Origin of the sequence: Conexibacter sp. CPCC 205762, assembly GCF_030646155.1 — a bacterium.
Taxonomy (GTDB): domain Bacteria; phylum Actinomycetota; class Thermoleophilia; order Solirubrobacterales; family Solirubrobacteraceae; genus Conexibacter.
On the sequence record NZ_JAUTDN010000011.1, the window covers coordinates 1 to 18,126 of the forward strand.

Genomic DNA, 18,126 nt, shown 5'->3' on the forward strand with positions numbered 1-18,126 from the left:
GGCGCGGCGGCAGCGGCGGCGGGCGCGGCGGCAGCGGCGGCGGGCGGCGGCGCGGGAAGGCCGAGCGCGGCCGCGAGCGCCTGCGCCTGGGCCGGCTCCAGCTCGCCCAGCAGCGGTGCGAGCGGGCGCAGCAGCTCGCTCAGGCCGGCGAAGGCGAGCGCGGTCTCGGCCTCGACGGCGCGCGCCCGCAGCACCGCCATCTCCCGCTCGCGGGCGGAGGCGGCGGCCGCGTCCAGCAGCGCGCTCTTGCCGATGCCGGCGTCGCCGAGCAGCAGCAGCGTCCCGCTCTCCCCCGCGGCGGCCGCGACCAGCAGCTGCTCGATCCGCCCCAGCTCGGCGGCTCTTCCGACGAGGGCGACCACCCAACGATCGTAGGCGCCGCACACGGCGCGAGGGTGCGAGCGAGGGAGATCCCTCACTCACCGCGCGCGACCGGCCAGCCGCGCCTCACCGCCTCCCGCCCATCGCCGCCCAGCCGCGCCTCACCGCCTCCCGCCCGTCGCCGCGCAGCCGCGCCTCACCGCCTCCCGCGCGAGACGTAGACCGTCACCTTCGCGTTCACGACGAGCGACCGGCCGGCCTTCGCCGACAGCTTCACGACGCGCCCTCTGCGCACCTTCGCCGAGCGCACGCCGCGCACGACGGCGCGGCAGCGGCGCTTGGCCAGCGCGCGTCTCGCGGAGGCCAGCGTCGCCCCGGCACGGACCTTCGGCACGAGGCAGCGCTTGCCGGTCGGCGGCTCCGCTCTTCTGCCGTCTCTTCTGGGATCGGGCGTGACCGTGCCGCGGTCGACGTTCTCGCAATCGGGCGCGATCGTGTCGATCGGGTCGGCGATCACGGTGTCGGTGCCGGGGCCGCAGACGACGCTGTCGGCCTCGCCGTCGCGCACGCGCACGACGTCGTTGCCGCTGCCGGTGCGGCAGACGAGGAAGTTGCAGGCGCCGCTGCCGGCGTCGGCGTTGATCGTGTCGCGCCCGGGGCCGCCGGTGATGTCGTCGTCGCCGAGGCCGGCCTCGATCGTGTCGTCGCCGCCGCGACCGTCGATCGTGTCGGCGTAGTCGTAGGAGGTCAGCGTGTCGGCCTGGTCGCTGCCGACCAGCTTCGAGGCGCCCGGACCGGTCTGGAAGACTCTGAAGGCGACCGCGTCGGCGCCCGCGACGAGCGTCGCCGGCTGGTTGACCTGGATCGCCTCGACGCCGACGACGTTGTCGCCCTCGCCCGGCAGCCCGTCGTTGGCGACCCCGTCGAGCGTCACGCCGATCGGCGTGTTCGCAGGGTCGTTGACCCAGTCGTTGACGATCGTGTCGCGGCCCGCTCCGCCGTCGATTGTGTCGGCGAACGGCTTCAGCGCGTCGCCGAGGAGGCTGTCGTCGCCGTCGCCGCCGCGCAGCGTGTCGCGGCCGAAGCCGCCGGCGAGCGTGTCGTTGCCGGCGCCGCCGTCGAGCACGTCGTCGCCGGTCCCGCCGCTCAGCTCGTCGTTGCCGTCGCCGCCGAGCAGCGTCGCGGCCGGGCCGCCCGCGTCGACGGACAGCCTGTCGTCGCCGGCGCCGCCGTCGACGACGAACGCCTGCGCCGCCGGCAGGTCGTTGAAGAGCGAGACGCGGTCGCCGCCGTCGCCGGTCTCGATCCGCACCGGACCGGCGAAGAGACAGCGGGCGACCGTCGCGTCGTCCCAGTCCGCACGCCGGCAGACGCCGGCCGGGAAGGCGATCGCGGAGGAGTCGGTGAAGCGCAGCTCGCCAGGGTCCTCGGAGCGGACGATGACGGCGTTGGCCTCACCGGGCGCCGCGCGGTAGACGAGCGTGCCGCCCTCGACCGACAGCTGGGCGGCCGGCGCGCTCGCAGCCGCGGCCAGCGTCGCGGCGCAGCCGAGCGCGAGCGCGGCGGAGATGCGGGAAGTGAGCATGGAGGCGACGGTAGGCCGCGCCCGCGGCGCTCACATCGGGGACCTCCCCGGCGGCACGTGCCGCCGCCGGGGAGGCCGGTCGGGGCGGCGCTAGCGCTTCGCGCCCGCCGCCCGCACCTTCACGAGCGCGAACGGGCTCGCCGCCGCTCTCGTCGTCGCCGTCTGCGCGGCCCGCACGCGCAGCCGGTAGGAGGCCGCCGGCTGCAGCCTCAGCGTCGCCGTCACGCGTCCGCTCGCGCCGACCTTGACGCGCGCGATCGTCACGACGCGTCTGCCGATCCGCCGCTCGATCGCGACCCGCTTGCCGGCGAGCGCCTTGGAGGCGGTGATCGTCAGCCTCACCGTGACGCGGCCGCCGCTGCGGACCGCGGTCACGCGCGAGCGCACGCTGACCGCTCTGCGAACCGTTCTGACCGGCGTTCTCGCGACCGGCGGCGCGGGCGCGGGCGGCGTGCCGCCCTGCGGAGCCGGGCCGCCGTTGGTCGGCGGGGCCGGCGTGTCCGGCACCGTCACCGGCGGATCGGGCTTCTCGATCACGATCGGCGTCGGCTCGCTGCCCGCGACGTATCTGAGCGCCGGCAGCTTCGTCGGCTCGACGTGGCCGTGGAAGCGCTGCTCGATCGCGTAGGCGTAGCCGACCAGCTTCGCGTCGTCCCAGGCGCGGCCCTGGAGCTGCATTGAGACGGGGAAGCCGTGGTCGTTGATCCCGACCGGCACGATCACCTCGGGCGCCCCGAAGCTCGACGCCGGCGCGGTCGCGAAGGCGCCGCCGAGCGCGCCCGAGTCGTTGTCGTGGAAGTCGGACGTGTTGTTCGGGTAGATGACGAAGTCGACGCCGGCCGCGTCCATCCAGTCGGCCAGTCTCTGCTTCGAGCCGCTGCGGGCGTCGCGCGCGGCCTTCACCTGCTCGGCCGTCATCGGCACGCCGGTGTACGTCGTGCTGCGGTTGTACGGCAGCTTCAGCGGCGAGGTCTGGATCTGCGCCGGGGTTCTGTACGGCGACTCCGGGTGCTCCTCGATCCAGCGGTACCAGCCCTCGGCCGAGAGCGAGCCGCCGGCTCTGCTGGAGGTCGTGCCCGGCTGGGCCGGCATCTCGACCAGCTCGGCGCCGAGCGAGGTCAGCTCCTGCAGCGCGGCGTTGGAGACCTCCAGCGTGCCGGGCGTGCCGTAGCTGGTGGCCGCGAACGTCGATCTGAGGTAGCCGATCCGCTTGCCTCTGAGCGCGTCCGCGTCGAGCATCGTCGTCCAGTCCGCGGGGCGGTATCTGTCGGCGTCGACGGTCGCCTCGTCGGCCGGGTCGGTGCCGGTCGTGACGTTGAGGATCGTCGCGAGGTCGCGCACCGAGCGCGCGAGCGGGCCGGTGTAGTCCTGCATCCAGGTCAGCGGCATCGCCCCGCTGACGCTCGACATGCCGTCGGTGCCGCGCAGCGCGACGAGGCTGGAGGCGCCGGAGGGCGCGTTCAGCGAGACGCCGGTCTGCGAGCCCATCGCGAAGCCGGCGAAGCTGGCCGCGACGGCGACGCCGGAGCCGCCGGAGGAGCCCTGCGAGGTCGAGGAGGGCTTGATCGCGTTCCAGACCTGGCCCCACGGCGACTCGCTGTGGCGACCGGAGTTGGCGAACTCGGACATGTTCGCCTTGCCGAGGATGATCGCCCCGGCGTCACGCAGGCGACCGACCTGGAAGGCGTCCTTGGCCGGGCGGAAGCCCTCGAACACGAGCGAGCCGTTCGTCGTCGGCATGTCCTTCGTGTCGTAGAGGTCCTTGACCGCGACCGGGATGCCGAGCAGCGCGCCCGTTCTGCCGTTGGCGCGCGCGACGTCGGCGGCGCGCGCCTGGTCCATCGCGTCGTCGGCGACATGGATGAACGAGTGCAGGCCGAGCTGGCCGGTGTCGTAGGCGGCGATGCGGTCGAGGTAGGCGCGCGTGATCTCCTGCGAGGTCGTCGCGCCGCTCTCCATGTCGGCTTGCATCTGCGTGATCGTCTTGCCGACGACGTCGTAGTCGGAGGAGGTGACCGGCTCCGGCGCGGCTCTGAGCGGCTCCGGCTGCGGCGCCTGGCGGGTGGCGCAGGTCGCCGGCAGCGCGGCGTCGAGCGCGGCCAGGTCCCAGTTCGCCAGCTCGCAGCGGCGCGCGACCGAGAGGCCGCTGAAGTCGGGCGTCGCGGCGAGCGTCGCCGCCCGCGCGCGCACGGCCTCGATCTCGCTGCCGGCGGCGGGCGCGCCCGTGCCGGTCTCTCTTCTGCCGATCACGACGAACTGCGCCAGCGATCTCGTCTCGCCCGGCTGGATCGTGACGCGGCGCAGGAAGCCGTAGAAGTTGGCCTCCATCCCGGTGCCGACCTCGAGCGGGTTGGCGAACGGGTTGCGGAAGAAGTTGGCGGTCCGCTGCAGCGAGCCGAGCAGGCCGGTGCCGGCGGTGCCGAGCACGGTCGCCGAGGGGCCGTTCTGCGACGGGCCGCTGGTCGGCGTCGTCGCGGCCGCCGTCGGCGTCGCGACCTCGACCCAGCTGTCGGCCGAGGTGATCGTGGTGTCGCCGCTGCTGGTGTTGACCGTCTCGCTCTGGTTCTCGTTGTTGTTCTGCCCGAGGATGCCGCCGAAGGTGACCTCGACCGTCTTGGGCATGTTGGTGCGGTTGGTGAAGCGGTCGAGGAAGCGGGCGCTGTTGCCGGCGAGGTCGAATCTGACCTCGCGCGCGACGTCGATCCCCGACAGGTTGACCGGCGTCGTCGTCTCGAACGTGTCGATGCCGTCGAAGCGCAGTCCGAAGCCGCGCAGCAGCTCGCCGTCCATCCGGTCGCGCTCGCTGCCGGAGACGCTGACGCGGATGCCGCCGTAGCCGAGCAGCGAGCTGCCGGTCGTCGAGCGGATCGAGCCGGTGTCGAGGCCCGGCATCGCGCCGTCGTTGACCTCCCATCTCTCACCGTTGGCGCTGCTGACGTAATTCACGGCTCCTGCGGACGGCGCGAAGAGGGCGCCGGCGCTGGCCGCGAGCACCGCGGCGGCTGCCAGCGCGCAGCGTCGCGGCCGCGGACTGCATGGGGATCTCATGCATGTCGATTCTGAGAACGAGATGTGAACCGTCATATCGACAGCTGTCGAAATCGTCACCGTGACAGTTGGACAGGCAATGTCCAGGAGCGACGCCGCGCCGCTTTGCGGAGGAGTCCGCGCCGACGCGCCGAATCGCGCTCCGGGATCTTCAACGACGGGAGGACGGATCCGTGGTTCTGAAACGTGCGATCGCCGAGGCGCTCGGCACCTTCGTGCTCGTCTTCGGCGGAGTCGGGGCGGCGGTGATCGCCGGCGACAGAATCGGCTTCCTCGGCGTCGCCTTCGCCTTCGGCCTGTCGCTGCTGGCGATGGCGTACGCGGTCGGCCCGGTGTCGGGCTGCCACATCAACCCGGCGGTCACGCTCGGCCTGCTGGCGCGCGGCAAGATCGAGCTGCCGGAGGCGGTCCGCTACTGGGTCGCGCAGATCGTCGGCGCGATCGTCGCGGCGGCGCTGCTGCTGGTGATCGTGAAGGGCAGAGCGGGCGGCTACGACGCCGGCGCGGCCGGCTTCGGCGCCAACGGCTACGGCGACCACTCGCCCGGCGGCTACCCGTGGGGCTCGGCCTTCGCGACCGAGGTCGTGCTGACCGGCTTCCTCGTCTTCACGGTGCTGGCGGCGACCGACAAGATCGCCTCGGTCGCCTTCGCCGGCATCCCGATCGGTCTCGTGCTGGTGCTGATCCACCTCGTCGGGATCCCGGTCGACAACACCTCGGTCAACCCGGCCCGCTCGATCGGCCCGGCGCTGTTCGTCGGCGGCTGGGCGCTGAGCCAGCTGTGGCTGTTCATCGTCGCGCCGCTGGTCGGCGCGCTGCTGGCGGCCGGCCTGCACGCCGTCCTGTTCGACCGCGAGGTCGCGATCGCGCCGGAGGAGTCGGCGGTCGCCGCCGGCTGACCGCAGCGCAGCAGACGGCGGGCGCCCTCCCTCGGGTCGCCCGCCGCCTGTCGCCTCTACCCCTGGAGCGTGTCGAAGAGGTCGGTGTGGTCGTTGGTCCCGAGCACGTCGAGCGCGCCGGGCCCCTTGCCCCAGACGGGCACGACCGCGCCGGTGTGCTGCTGGCTCAGTCTGCTCGGGTCCGGCTGCGGCGCGGCGCCGTCGCCGCCGAAGCCGGACGTGCCGTAGGTCAGCGTCAGCGTCTGGCCGTCCTTCGTCAGCAGGTTCGACGAGTAGCCGGTCGGCAGGCCGGCGCCGCTCGCGTCCTCGGCGACGATCTGCGACGTGTGCGCGTGGTCGGCGGTGACGAGCACGAGCGTGTCCGGGTGGCGCCGCTGGTAGTCGAGCGCGACGCCGATCGCGTTGTCGAACGCGACCGTCTCGCCGAGCTGGCCGCAGGCGTTGGCGCCGTGGTCCTGCTTGTCGATCGAGGCGCCCTCGACCTGCAGGAAGAAGCCGCGGCGGTTCTCCAGCAGGCCGATCGCCTTGTCGGTCATCGCCGACAGCGACGGCTCGTTGGCCGGGCGCTGGTTCTCGACGCAGGCGCTCGCCGGGTCGCCCTTGCCGAGTCTCGCCTGCGGACCTCTCCACTCCAGCGACATGTTGCCGCTGTTGAAGAGGCCGAGGACCGGCTTGGACGTGCTGTGGATCGCGTCGAGGCCGGCGGCGTCGGTGACATATCTGTAGCCCTGCGCCTGCGCCTGGTCGGCGACCGTTCTGCCGGCGTATCTGCCGCCGGTGACCGTCTGCTCGAAGCGGGCGCGGCCGCCGCCCAGCAGCACGTCGACGCGATGGTCGACCTCCTGCTCCGCGATCGAGCCGAGGCCGCCGGCCTCCTTCGTCTCCAGTCTGCAGCTTCTGGCCGTGTCGGCCGGGCCCTGGCAGCCGCGCAGCGAGATGTGCGAGGCGAGCACAGCCGGGGTCGCGTCGGTCAGCTCGGCGGTCGAGACGTCGCCGACCTTCTTGCCGTCGCGCTGCGCCAGCTCGAGCACGGTGCGGAGGTTTCTGCCGGGCACGTCGATCGCGGTGCTCGGGCCCTGCGAGATGCGCTCGTCGAGCGTCTTCTCGCCGGTCGCCCACTCGGTCCCGGTCGAGGCCGAGTCGGGGTCGTAGTCGGGCAGGTATCTCGGGCCGGTGCCGGGCTTGACCGACCAGGTCGTGTCGAAGCCGGTCAGCGGCAGGCGGTCGACGTTCAGTCTGTTCTGGACGCCCTGGTAGTAGCGCGCGGCGGTGATCTCCTGCGTGCCCATGCCGTCGCCGATGAAGAGGATGACGTTCTTCGGATGGCGGTTGCTGAGCGACTCGACGACCGCGGAGCGCGCGTCGTCACGGTCGTGGCCGTGCCAGTGGCCGGGGTAGAAGCCGGTCGCCAGCGCCGTGCTGGCGCCCGCGGCGGCGACGACGGCCGTCGTCAAGACGGCCGCCGAGAGGCGGGTGCGGTGCATTCGTAGCTCCTTGTGGATCGGGGGGCTCCGTCCGTGGATGCTGCGCCGCAAGATCTACCCTGGCCCGCCGCCGGGGCCCGTTACCACGTCGTGTAGAAGCTGTGAACGTTCGCGCTACGGGGTGACGTTGGCGCAGATCGCATAGCCGTTGAGCTGCCAGCCGCTGCCGGGGGCGCCGCCGGGGATCGTCGCTCTCGCCGCCCAGCGCGAGTTGCCGTCCGGGTTGCTCGACTGCAGCACGGCGGTGTCGTTGCCGGCCGCGGTCGCGCCGCCGCCGAGCACGACCTTGCCGGCCGGGCAGTCGATCGAGATCGTCTTCGTCTGCGCGGTGTCGTTCGCGCTGGAGTTCTGCACGACCTGGTAGCCGGTCACGCCGTTGGTGCCGTTCGCGCCTCTGGCGCCGGCCGAGCCGGTCGCGCCGCGCGGGCCGGTCGCGCCTCTGGCGCCGGTCGCCCCGCGCGGGCCGGTGGCGCCGCGGGGGCCGGTCGGGCCGACGGCGCCGTTGCTCAGGATCAGTCTCTGCGTCGGTCTCGACAGGCGGTCGAGCGTCAGCGTCCCCTTGCGCACGTCGGCGCGCGTGATCGAGCCGTTCTTGATGTCGGCGCCGGTGATCAGGCGTGCGGCGTCGGCCGGAAGGCCCGTCACGAGCAGGACGCCGAGTCCCGTCGCGGTCGCGGCTGCGATCGATGCTGTGCGCTTGCGCGTCATCCTGCCCCCAGAGAAGTCGATTGGCGTGGTCGGGATTCCAACACACTGCCCGCCAGGGGGTTGCGGCGCACGTGACCGCGCTAGGACATGCGCTCCACGACGACCGCGATCCCCTGGCCGACGCCGATGCACATCGTCGCCAGGCCGAGCGTCGCGTCGTCGCGCCGCCGCAGCTCGTGCACGAGCGTCGTCAGCAGCCGCGCGCCCGAGCAGCCGAGCGGGTGGCCGAGCGCGATCGCGCCGCCGTTGACGTTGACGCGCGCGTCGTCGAACGGCACGCCCCACGCGTCGAGCACCGCCAGCGACTGGGCCGCGAACGCCTCGTTCAGCTCGATCAGGTCGAGGTCGTTCAGCGTGATGCCGGCGCGGTCGAGCGCCTTCGCGGTCGCCGGCACGGGGCCGATCCCCATCACGCGCGGCGCGACGCCGGCGGTCGCCAGCGCGCGGATCTTCGCCAGCGGCTGGAGGCCGTGCTCGCGCGCGTACTGCGGGCTGACCATCACCAGCGCGGCGGCGCCGTCGTTGAGCGAGCTGGAGTTGCCGGCGGTGACAGTGCCGCTGCCGTCCTTCACGAACGCGGGCTTGAGCTTGGAGAGCGTTGCCAGCGAGCTGTCGGCGCGCGGCCCCTCGTCGCTGGCGACGACCCGCTCGCCCTTGCGCTCCTTGACCGTCACCGGCACCAGCTCGCGCGCGAAGCGGTCGCCGGCCTGGGCGGCGAGCGCCTTCTGGTGGCTGGCGAGCGCGAACTGGTCCTGGGCGGCGCGGGTGATCGTCTCCGGCTTCTCGGCGACGAGGTTCTCGGCCGTGACGCCGAGCGCGTCGGTGTGGCCGAGGGCATCCATCCGCGGGTTCGTGAAGCGCCAGCCGAGCGACGTGTCCTCCATCGTGTTCGGTCCAGTGGCGTAGCCCTTCGCGGGCTTGGCGACCGCCCACGGCGCGCGGCTCATCGACTCGACGCCGCCGGCGACGAAGGCGTCGCCGTCGCCGACCATCAGCGCCCGCGCGGCGTAGCTGACGGCATCGAGGCCGGAGCCGCAGAGGCGGTTGATCGTCGTGCCGCCGACCGTCTCCGGCAGACCCGCCAGCAGGCCGGCCATGCGCGCGACGTCGCGGTTGTCCTCGCCGGCCTGGTTGGCGCAGCCGAGCACGACGTCCTCGATCGTCTCGGCCGCGATCCCGGCGCGCTCGACGACGGCGGCGACGACGGTCGCCGCGAGGTCGTCGGGGCGGACGGCGGCCAGCTCGCCGCCGAGCTTGCCGATCGGCGTGCGCGCCGCGGCGACGATCCAGGCCTCGTTCAGCTCGCTCATGCCGCTGCCTCCGTGCTCAGCTCGGGCGCGACCGCGAACGGCGCGCCGGTGTTCTCGGTGACCCACTCGACGGTCGTGCCGTCGGCGAGGTCGATCAGGGTGAGGCCTTGGTCGCCGACCGCGAAGGTCGCGCGCTCGGTGACGATCAGGTCGACGGGGCGGTCGGCGGTCAGCGGGAAGCTCGCCTCGGCGACGATCTTGGCGCTGCCGTCCTTCGCCAGGTGGGTCGTCGCGACGATCACCTTGCGCGCGCCGACGAGCAGGTCCATCGCGCCGCCGACGCCGAGGATCGGCTTGCCGGGGATCGACCAGTTGGCGATCCGGCCCCTGCCGTCGAGCTGCAGCGCGCCGAGGATCGCGACGTCGACGTGGCCGCCGCGGATCATCCCGAACGAGGCCGAGCTGGCGAAGTAGGAGGCGCCGGCCAGCTCGCTGACGGGCAGCTTGCCGGCGTTGACGAGGTTCGGGTCGACGTCGTCGGGAGCGGGCGTCGGGCCGACGCCGAGCATGCCGTTCTCGGTCTGCAGGACGACGTCGACGCCGTCGGGCAGATGGTCGGCGACGAGCGTCGGGATGCCGATCCCGAGGTTGACGATCTCGCCGTCCTCGATGTGCCGCGCGACGCGCTTGGCGATCGTCGTGGAGGTCTCGCTCACGGCTGCGCTCCTGCGCGTCTGACGAGCACGTCGACGAACAGGTGCGGCGTGACGACGGCGTTGGGGTCCAGCTCGCCGACCTCCACGATCTCGTCGACCTCGGCGATCACCGTCGTGGCGGCGGTCGCCATGTCGGGGTTGAAGTTGCGCGCCGTGCGGGCGTAGACGAGGTTGCCCTGACGATCGGCCTTGGCGGCGCGGATCAGCGCCACGTCGGCTCTCAGCGGGCGCTGGAAGAGGTACAGCTCGCCGTCGATCTCGCGCTGCTCTCTGCCCTCGGCCAGCAGCGTGCCGGCGCCGGTGCGGACGTAGAAGCCGCCGATCCCGGCGCCGCCGGCCCGTATCGCCTCCGCGAGCGTCCCCTGCGGCAGCAGCTCGACCTCCAGCTCGCCTCTCAGGTGCGCCTCGACGACCTCTCTGTTGGAGGTGAAGTAGGAGCCGACGGCCTTGCTGACGCGTCTGGCCGGCAGCAGCTTGCCGAGCCCGCGGCCGGGCTCGCCGAGGTTGTTCGAGATGACGGTGAGGTCGCGCGCGCCGTCGGCCTCCAGCAGCGCCGCGATCAGCGTCAGCGGCGCGCCGACGAGACCGAAGCCGCCGACCATCACCGTGTCGCCGGGCTTGACCTTCGCGAGCGCCTCAGCGGGTGAGAGCAGTTGCACCATGGTGCTGAGCATCGCGCGAGCGATCTCATCTGTCCAATACTCGTTTTGCCGCTGTTGCATACTGACGGCGTATGGATGTCGAGCTGCGTCACCTGCGCTACTTCGTCGCGGTCGCCGAGGAGCTGAGCTTCACGCGCGCGGCCGAGCGGCTGCACATGGCGCAGCCGCCGCTGTCGACGCAGATGCGCGCGCTGGAGCGGGCGCTGGGGGTCGAGCTGTTCGACCGCTCGCGCCGCGCGATCGCGCTGACGGCAGCCGGCGAGGTGCTGCTCGGCGAGGCGCGGCGGCTGTTGGTGCAGGTCGACCAGGCGCTCGCGGCGACGACGCGGGCCGGCACCGGCGAGGTCGGCCGGCTGACGGTCGGCTTCGTCCCGTCGGCGTCGCTCGGCCCGCTGCCCGAGCTGCTGCGCGTCTTCCGCGGCCGCCATCCGGGAGTCGAGCTGTTCCTGCGCGAGCTGCCGCCCGACGACCTCGTCGCCGGCCTCCACTCCGGCGCGCTCGACCTCGCCGTCCTCTACCTCCCCGTCACCGAACCGGCCCTGTCCGAGCTGACGATCGCCCGCGAACCGCTGGTGGCGGCACTGCCGGAGGGCCACAGGCTCGCGCGGGCCCGCAGCGCGCTGCGCCTCACCTCCCTGCGCGCCGAGCCCTTCGTGCTGCCGGCACGCCACCACATGCCCGGCCTGCACGCGCGCGTGCTGGAGAGCTGCCGCCGCGCCGGCTTCGAGCCGCGCGCCGTGCAGGACGACGTCTGGCTGCTGCAGACCGTGCTCGGCCTCGTCGCCGCCGGCCTCGGCGTCGCGCTCGTGCCGGCCAGCGTCGAGAAGCTCGGCCGCGCCGGCGTCGCCTTCCGCCCCCTCCGCGACCCCGGCCCCCCGGTCGAGCTCGGCGCCCTCTGGCGCGCCGACGACTCCTCCGCCGCCCTCCGCAACCTCGTCGCGGTGCTGCGGGAGGCCAGCTGAGCGCCGCACGATCGCTGTTGGATGGTGGCGCGTCGGCGCGCGACCTCCGACACACTTCCTCCCGGCAAGACGAAACCCCGGCGATATGCCTCACCCCGAAGGGCGGGTAGGGATCGTTCCGGGGCTTTCGCCGACTGATGCTAGCGCGAGCGCTCCTCTGACACGAACGGTTCCCACTCCTCCGATGGCGCACGTCGCCGCGCTGCGAGCGCGGCTCGCGCCAGCTCGCTTCGAGCCGTACGTCACCGCCGCTGGGTCCGAACCTGCCGCCCTGCGCCTCTACGAGTGGAACATCGCGATCGCGGCGGCGTTTCACGAGAGCCTCGGCCAGCTGGAGATCGTGCTGCGCAACGGCCTCGACGAGCAACTGCGGCGCTGGCATCGCAAGACGCTCGACGGCGACGGCGCCTGGCACCTCGACGCGCGAACCCCGCTCCATCCAGACCTCAGAGCCCAGATCGCCCAGGCCCGTGGCCGGCTCCGTTCCCGCAGAGCGATCGAGACCCGCGACCGAGTCGTCGCCGAGCTGATGTTCGGCTTCTGGCGCTACCTGCTCGATGCCCGTCACCAGCCGACGTTGTGGGCGCCTGCGCTGCGCCATGCCTTTCCCCATTTGCGGCCGCGTGTCCGCACCGACGTCTACGACCGACTCGTGCCGCTGCACGCGCTGCGCAACCGGATCGCCCACCACGAGCCGATCCACCACCTGCCGCTCTCATCCCGCTTCGAGGAACTGCTGACGCTCACCGGCTTCGTTTGCCCGACGACTGCGACGTGGATCTGGTCGACGACGCGAATCCCGGCGTTGCTCGATTCGCGTCCTGCGTGAGCGCGCTACTCGCCGTGCGCGGCGAGCAGTCTGGAGAGCAGGGAGCCGAGGGTGGTCAGCTCGGCGGGGGTGAGGGCGGCGAAGAAGTCGTCGCCGCGCTCCAGCTCGAGGGCGCGGAGGAGGAGGGCGCGGCCGGCGTCGGTGATCGAGACGGCGTGGGCGCGGCGATCGGCGGGGTCGGGAGCGCGCGCGGCGAGCTGGCGGCTCTCCAGCTCGTTGAGCAGCGCGACGAGCGTCGCTCTGTCGACCCCGCTGCGCTCGGCCAGTCGCGCCTGGCGCAGCGGCGCGCCCTCGCGCACGAGCGTGACGAGCACGAGCAGCGCCGGCTTGCCGATCCCCAGCTCGCCGTAGACCTGCGGCCAGCGGGCGGCGGCGATCCGCCCGAGGCGGTCGAAGCGGAGGCCCAGCGGGAGATCGTCCGGCAACATCGTTTGCACTCCAAACGTTTGTTCAGCTAACGTTCGCTTCATGAACGATTCTGGCAGCGTATCTCCCCGCTCCGTCGTCATCACCGGCGCCACCTCCGGGATCGGCCTCGCGACCGCCCGCCTGCTCGCCGCCGCGCCGGGCGTGACGGTCGTGGTGCCCGCGCGCGATGCCGCGCGCGGGAAGCGGGTGGCGGACGAGATCGGCCGGGTCGCCCTGCCGCTCGATCTCGCCGACCTCGCCTCGGTCCGCGCCTTCCCGGCGGCGCTCGACGCGGCGCGGCTCCCACCGCTGCACGCGCTGCTCGCCAACGCCGGCATCCAGTACACCGACCGCAAGCACACCACGAGCGACGGCTTCGAGGCGACCTTCGGCACCAACCACCTCGGCCACTTCCTGCTGATCCGCCTGCTGCTCGACCGGCTCGCCGACGACGGCCGGATCGCGATCGTCTCCAGCGGCACGCACAAGCGGCAGCGGCTCAGAAACGGCGGCTACCCGCCGCCGAGCTGGGCCGACGCGCGCACGCTCGCGACCCCCGGCGAGGGCAGCGGCCAGGTCGCCTACGCGACCTCGAAGCTGGCGAATGCGATCACCGCCGTCGAGCTGGGCCGGCGGATCGACGACCTCCGCCCCGGCACGCGGATCGCCGTCCACGGCGTCGACCCCGGCCTCGTCCCCGCGACCGGCCTCGCGCGCGACTACTCGCCGACCGGCCAGCGGATCTACCGCGCGCTCGCCCCCGCGATCGCCGCGCTGATGCCCGGCGCGACCACGCCCGAGCGCGCCGCCGCCAACCTCGCCGCGACCGCGCTCGACCCCTCCTACGCGCGCGGCGCGACCAACGGCGCGCTCCCCGCCGGCCGCTGGTGGGAGATAGCGAAGGACGGCGCCCCGTCGGCCGAGGCGCAGGATCCGCAGACCGGCGCCGACCTGTGGCGCGACAGCGAGGCGCTCGTCGGCCTCGCTCCCGCGCCGCGGCCGTCCTAGAACCCGTTCTCCGCCAGCCGCTCGAACAGGCGCGCGGTGAAGCGGACGTGGTCGAGGTAGTCGGCGACGGCGCCGTGCTCGTCGGGCCCGTGCATGTTGCCGTCGGGGCGCAGCGTGCCGGCCGGGGAGACGACCGGGGCGCCGAGCGCGTCGAGCACGATCCGGCCGGGGCCGGCGCCGATCAGCACCGGGTAGACGACCGGCTCGCCCATCGTGTCGCGGGCCGCGTCGATCGTCGCGCGCGCGAACGGGGTGTCGAGCGGCGAGGCGGCCGGCAGGATCGCGCGGCCGGCCGTCACCTGGATGTCGCCGAAGCCGTGCGCGGCGAGGTGGCGCTCGATCGTCGCCAGCACGTGCGCCGGGTCCTGGTCCGGGACGAGGCTGAAGCGCAGCGTCACGCTCGCCTCCGCCGGCACCGAGCCGACGCCGTCAGCGCCGACGATGAACTGCGAGACCGACAGCGACGGCGCGAAGATCAGCCGCTGGCGCAGCTCCTGCTCGGAGGCGCCCGGCCAGAACGGCGAGACGCCCTCCCCGGCCCGCGTGACCGCGTCGACCGGCAGCGGGATCCGCGCCGCCGTCTCGACCTGCTCGGGCGTCGGCGCCAGCGCACCGTCGAGGAAGCCGTCGATCGTGACGCTGCCGCGGCCGTCGGTCAGCGACGAGACGGCCCGCATCAGCTCCAGCGGCGCACTGCGGACGACCGACGCGAAGGCGGTGTGCTGATCGCTGCGCAGCAGCCGCAGGTCGAGTCTGACCTCGAGGTTGCCGCGGCAGCCGAAGCCGATCCCCGGCCGCCCGTCGCCGTCGCGCAGGAACGACTCCCACAGGCAGGCGTCGGCGTGCAGCGAGGCGGCGTTGGCGGCGAGCGCCTCGGCCAGGCCGGGGCTGCCGATCTCCTCGGCCGGATCGGAGATGTAGATGACCGTGTACGGCGGCGGCGCGCCGTCGAGCGTCGCGACCCACGCCTCCAGCGCGTGCAGCCGCGCGACGACGTCGGCCTTGTCGTCGCAGGCGCCGCGCGCCCACATCTTCCCGTCGCGCAGCTCGGCCGCGAACGCCGGCGTCGTCCACTGCCCGGGGTCGCCGGGCGGCTGCACGTCGTAGTGGGTGTAGAGCAGCAGGCGACCGTCGCCGGAGCCGTTCAGCGTCGCCGCCAGCAACGGGCCGTGGCCGGGGATCTCGATCCGCCGCACCTCGTCGAACAGCGGCTCCAGGCGCGCCTCGATCCACTGCGCCGCCTGCTCGATCGCGTCGAGCGAGCCGGACACCGACGGGATGCGGCAGATCGCGCGCCACTCCTCGACGAAGCGATCCGCCTGCTGCGCGACGAAGGCGTCGGTCGCCGCGCTCATCAGACCGCGACGCCGCGCGTGAGGACCGCCGGGGTCAGCTCGTACGGGTAGTCGGTCAGCAGCTGGCCGCCGCTCTCGGTCACGAGCACGAGGTCCTCCAGCCGCACGCCGCCGAAGCCCTGGCGGTAGCAGCCGGGCTCGACCGCGATCACGTCGCCGGCGACGAGCACGTCGTCGTTCTGGTCGAGGTGCGGCGCCTCGTGGATCTCCAGCCCGACGCCGTGGCCGAGCGAGTGGAAGAAGCCCTCGTTCAAGACCTCGCCCGGCTTCTTCGTGAGGCGCGTCGGCTGGCCGGCGGCGGCGATCGGCTCGCACGAGATGCGGTGCAGCTCGCGCACCGGCAGGCCCGGTCTGATCGCCGCCAGGACGGCGTCGATCGACTGCTTGACGATCTTCCAGTAGAGCGCCAGCTCCTCGTTCACGGCGCCCTTCACGAACGTGCGCGTGATGTCCGTGTAGCAGCCGGTCTCGGGGTCGCGCGGGCACAGGTCGACGGTGACCGGCTCGCCCTCCATCACCTGGCCGGAGCCCGAGTGGTGGCCGACGCAGGTCTGGTAGCCGTGCGCGACGATCACGTCGTCGCCGCCGCAGCCGTTGCGGATGAAGGCGAGCGCGACGCCCTCCTTCAGCCGCTCGCAGGTCAGCGGCGCGCCGTCGAGCACGAGCCCGCCGTCGACGACCTCGGCGTCGTGCAGCGCGCGGGCGACCGACGCGACCGCCGCCTCGGCCGCCGTCTGCGCACGCTTGATGCCCTCCAGCTGCGTGGCGCTCTTGGCGCGGCGCCGTCTCGCGAACAGCTCCGCGTCGACCGTCAGCTCGATCCCGCCGGCGCGCAGGTGGTCAGCCAGCTCGAGCGGGAAGGCCGGCGGGACGATCGCGCTGTCGATCTCCAGCTGCTTGCAGGCGCGCAGCGCGATCTCCAGCGTCGCCTGCTCGCCGCTGAGCCCGGAGCCGATCAGCTCGTCGAGGCCGAACTCCTCCTGCGCGTGCGCGTGCATCCGCGGCAGCTCCGACATCCGCGCGACCTCCAGCGAGCGCAGGACCGTGTGGCGCTCCTCCCCCAGCTCGATGTAGAGGAAGGGATCGTGGACCGAGTGCGGGATCTCGTTCCGCATCGCCGCGGTGTGGGTCGTGTCGGCGAACATCAGGACGGCTTGGGGCATCGGAGGGTCCTCCACTCGGTACAGCTGGGCTTACGTCAAATACTGCACGAAACGTCCACGATAGTGAAATTCTGCGGTATGGTGGCGTTCATGGACACGGTCAGAAGCGGCAGCCCCTTCGAGAATCTTGCCTCCTACTCGCGCGCCGCTCGCGCCGGTGACTACGTCGCCGTCAGCGGGACCGCCGCGCTCGACGACAGAGGCGTCGCGCTCTTCCCGGGGGACGCCGCCGCGCAGACGCGCGAGGCGCTCGTGCGCGCGCTCGACGCCGCCGCCGCGCTCGGCGCCCGCCGCGAGGACGTGATCCGCACCCGCATCTTCCTGCTCGCCGGCACCGAGTGGCGCGGTTCGGTCGAGGTGCACGGCGAGGTCTTCCGCGGCGTCGACCCCGCCAACACGACCCTGCACGTCGCCGAGCTGATCCCGCAGGACTGCCTCGTCGAGGTCGAGATCGACGCGGTCGCGTCGGGTCCGGTTCCGCAGCGATGACCGCGGTCGGCTCCAGCTTCGACGTCGACGCGGTCCGCGCGCGCTTCAGCACGCTGCGCGGCGGCGAGGCGATCTTCTTCGACACGCCCGGCGGCAGCCAGGTGCCGGACGAGGTCCGCACCGCCGTCGCCGACGCGATGCGCGACGCCGCCGGCAACCTCGGCGGCAGCTTCCCGACCTCGCGCCGCGTGGCCGCGATCGTTGAGGACGCCCATGACGCCGCCGCCCGCTTCCTCGGCTGCGCGCCGGAGGAGACGATCTTCGGCCAGAACATGACCTCGCTCAACTTCACGTTGTCGCGCGCGTTCGCGCGCTCGCTGCGCGAGGGCGACGAGGTCGTCGTGCTGCAGTCCGATCACGACGCCTCGGTGTCGCCGTGGCTGGAGGCGTGCGCCGACACGGGCGGGTCCGTCGTGACCGCCGCGGTCGATCGCGACACCTGCCTGCCCGACTGGGACGACCTCGCCGCGAAGATCGGCCCGCGCACGCGCGTGGTGGCGTTCTCGTGGGCGGCCAACTCGGTCGGCACCGTCGTCGACGCCGCGCGCGTCGCGGAGCTCGCCCACGCCGTCGGCGCCCCGGTCTGGATCGACGCGACCCACTACGCCGCGCACCTGCCGATCGACGTGCGCGCGATCGACTGCGACGTGCTCGTCTGCTCCCCGTACAAGTTCTGCGGCCCGCATCTGGGGCTCGCCTACGGCCGCGCCGCGGTGCTGGCCGACTGGCGCCCCTACAAGGTCCGCCCGGCGCCGACCGCGCCGATCGGCCGCAGCTTCGAGACGGGCACGATGCCGTACGAGCAGCTCGCCGGCTTCACCGCCGCGGTGGCCTACTGGGAGTCGGTCGACGCCCCCGGCGCCGGCCACGCCTGGACGCGCGAGCTGGGCGATCGCTTCCTCGCCGGCCTGCCCGCGGGCGTCAGCGTGATCGGCCCGCCGACGAGCGCCGACCGCGTCGCCACCTTCCTGCTCCAGCTCGACGTGCTCGACGCCGCCGCCGTCTCCGACGAGCTGGTCGCGCGCGGCTTCAACGTGACCGCCTCCGAGCACTTCTACTGCCTCGGCCTGCGCGAGCGGATCGGCGGCAAGGCCCTGCGCGTCGGCATCTTCCACTACAACACCGCCGCCGAAGTCGACGCCCTCCTCGCGGCCCTCGCCGAGATCGCCGCCGGCGACTCCCCCGCCGTCGCCTGACCTTCCCCCATCCCCCCTCCCCGCCGCACGGAGGCGGGCGCGG

17 protein-coding genes are annotated in these 18,126 nt (G+C 73.3%); 6 read left to right on the top strand and 11 right to left on the bottom strand.

Annotated features, from left to right (window positions below):
- The 3 genes from Q7L73_RS11330 to Q7L73_RS11340 form a co-directional block, all read right to left on the bottom strand.
- Positions 1 to 362: BREX system ATP-binding domain-containing protein (locus Q7L73_RS11330; protein ID WP_304715551.1), on the bottom strand; the 362-nt coding region annotated here is incomplete at its 3' end.
- A gap of 155 nt (positions 363 to 517) precedes the next feature.
- Positions 518 to 1,906, bottom strand: a complete 1,389-nt coding sequence (locus Q7L73_RS11335; protein ID WP_304689792.1) for a hypothetical protein — start codon at positions 1,904 to 1,906, stop codon at positions 518 to 520.
- 90 nt (positions 1,907 to 1,996) lie between these two features.
- On the bottom strand, positions 1,997 to 4,954 hold the full coding sequence (locus Q7L73_RS11340; RefSeq protein ID WP_304689794.1) for an amidase: 2,958 nt from the start codon (positions 4,952 to 4,954) through the stop codon (positions 1,997 to 1,999).
- Between the two features lie 173 nt (positions 4,955 to 5,127).
- Between Q7L73_RS11340 and aqpZ the strand changes: the two genes are divergently transcribed.
- A complete protein-coding gene (aqpZ, locus tag Q7L73_RS11345) occupies positions 5,128 to 5,853 on the top strand; it encodes an aquaporin Z (protein ID WP_304689795.1) in 726 nt (241 codons plus the stop codon).
- 56 nt (positions 5,854 to 5,909) lie between these two features.
- Here the strand turns inward: aqpZ and Q7L73_RS11350 are convergent, their stop codons facing one another.
- The 5 genes from Q7L73_RS11350 to Q7L73_RS11370 form a co-directional block, all read right to left on the bottom strand.
- Positions 5,910 to 7,337: an alkaline phosphatase gene (locus Q7L73_RS11350; RefSeq protein WP_304689797.1), complete on the bottom strand. Its 1,428-nt coding sequence runs from the start codon at positions 7,335 to 7,337 to the stop codon at positions 5,910 to 5,912.
- A gap of 114 nt (positions 7,338 to 7,451) precedes the next feature.
- Positions 7,452 to 8,045 carry a hypothetical protein gene (locus Q7L73_RS11355; protein WP_304689799.1) on the bottom strand — a complete coding sequence of 198 codons (594 nt, stop codon included), beginning with the start codon at positions 8,043 to 8,045 and terminating at the stop codon, positions 7,452 to 7,454.
- Between the two features lie 80 nt (positions 8,046 to 8,125).
- The gene (locus Q7L73_RS11360) at positions 8,126 to 9,355 is read right to left on the bottom strand and encodes a thiolase family protein (protein ID WP_304689800.1); all 1,230 of its coding nucleotides are present in this window, start codon (positions 9,353 to 9,355) and stop codon (positions 8,126 to 8,128) included.
- The gene (locus tag Q7L73_RS11365) at positions 9,352 to 10,011 is read right to left on the bottom strand and encodes a 3-oxoacid CoA-transferase subunit B (RefSeq protein ID WP_304689801.1); all 660 of its coding nucleotides are present in this window, start codon (positions 10,009 to 10,011) and stop codon (positions 9,352 to 9,354) included. Before Q7L73_RS11365 ends, Q7L73_RS11360 begins: the two co-directional genes overlap by 4 nt.
- On the bottom strand, positions 10,008 to 10,673 hold the full coding sequence (locus Q7L73_RS11370; protein WP_304689803.1) for a CoA transferase subunit A: 666 nt from the start codon (positions 10,671 to 10,673) through the stop codon (positions 10,008 to 10,010). Before Q7L73_RS11370 ends, Q7L73_RS11365 begins: the two co-directional genes overlap by 4 nt.
- 71 nt (positions 10,674 to 10,744) lie before the next feature.
- Here Q7L73_RS11370 and Q7L73_RS11375 point away from each other — a divergent pair, with 71 nt between their 5' ends.
- Complete coding sequence (locus Q7L73_RS11375; protein ID WP_304689805.1) at positions 10,745 to 11,635, top strand: LysR substrate-binding domain-containing protein; 891 nt, start codon at positions 10,745 to 10,747, stop codon at positions 11,633 to 11,635.
- Between the two features lie 85 nt (positions 11,636 to 11,720).
- Positions 11,721 to 12,464 (top strand): hypothetical protein, encoded by a 744-nt coding sequence (locus tag Q7L73_RS11380; RefSeq protein WP_304689807.1) that lies wholly within the window; start codon positions 11,721 to 11,723, stop codon positions 12,462 to 12,464.
- 5 nt (positions 12,465 to 12,469) lie between these two features.
- On the opposite strand, the gene Q7L73_RS11385 is transcribed toward Q7L73_RS11380, so the two are convergent.
- Positions 12,470 to 12,892: a MarR family winged helix-turn-helix transcriptional regulator gene (locus Q7L73_RS11385; RefSeq protein WP_304689810.1), complete on the bottom strand. Its 423-nt coding sequence runs from the start codon at positions 12,890 to 12,892 to the stop codon at positions 12,470 to 12,472.
- Between the two features lie 40 nt (positions 12,893 to 12,932).
- Here Q7L73_RS11385 and Q7L73_RS11390 point away from each other — a divergent pair, with 40 nt between their 5' ends.
- Positions 12,933 to 13,880 (top strand): SDR family NAD(P)-dependent oxidoreductase, encoded by a 948-nt coding sequence (locus Q7L73_RS11390; protein ID WP_304689813.1) that lies wholly within the window; start codon positions 12,933 to 12,935, stop codon positions 13,878 to 13,880.
- On the opposite strand, the gene Q7L73_RS11395 is transcribed toward Q7L73_RS11390, so the two are convergent.
- Both Q7L73_RS11395 and Q7L73_RS11400 read right to left on the bottom strand, forming a co-directional pair.
- Positions 13,877 to 15,235: a M20/M25/M40 family metallo-hydrolase gene (locus Q7L73_RS11395; RefSeq protein ID WP_304689815.1), complete on the bottom strand. Its 1,359-nt coding sequence runs from the start codon at positions 15,233 to 15,235 to the stop codon at positions 13,877 to 13,879. The two genes, Q7L73_RS11390 and Q7L73_RS11395, sit on opposite strands and share 4 nt — an antisense overlap.
- Entirely contained in the window at positions 15,235 to 16,398 is a 1,164-nt protein-coding gene (locus Q7L73_RS11400; protein ID WP_304689816.1) for a Xaa-Pro peptidase family protein, read from the bottom strand. The genes Q7L73_RS11395 and Q7L73_RS11400 overlap by 1 nt, the downstream gene beginning before the upstream one ends.
- Before the next feature lie 90 nt (positions 16,399 to 16,488).
- On the opposite strand from Q7L73_RS11400, the gene Q7L73_RS11405 reads away from it, so the two are divergent.
- A complete protein-coding gene (locus tag Q7L73_RS11405) occupies positions 16,489 to 16,887 on the top strand; it encodes a Rid family hydrolase (protein WP_304689817.1) in 399 nt (132 codons plus the stop codon).
- Entirely contained in the window at positions 16,884 to 18,083 is a 1,200-nt protein-coding gene (locus Q7L73_RS11410) for an aminotransferase class V-fold PLP-dependent enzyme (protein ID WP_304689820.1), read from the top strand. The genes Q7L73_RS11405 and Q7L73_RS11410 overlap by 4 nt, the downstream gene beginning before the upstream one ends.
- The last annotated feature ends 43 nt before the right edge of the window (positions 18,084 to 18,126 follow it).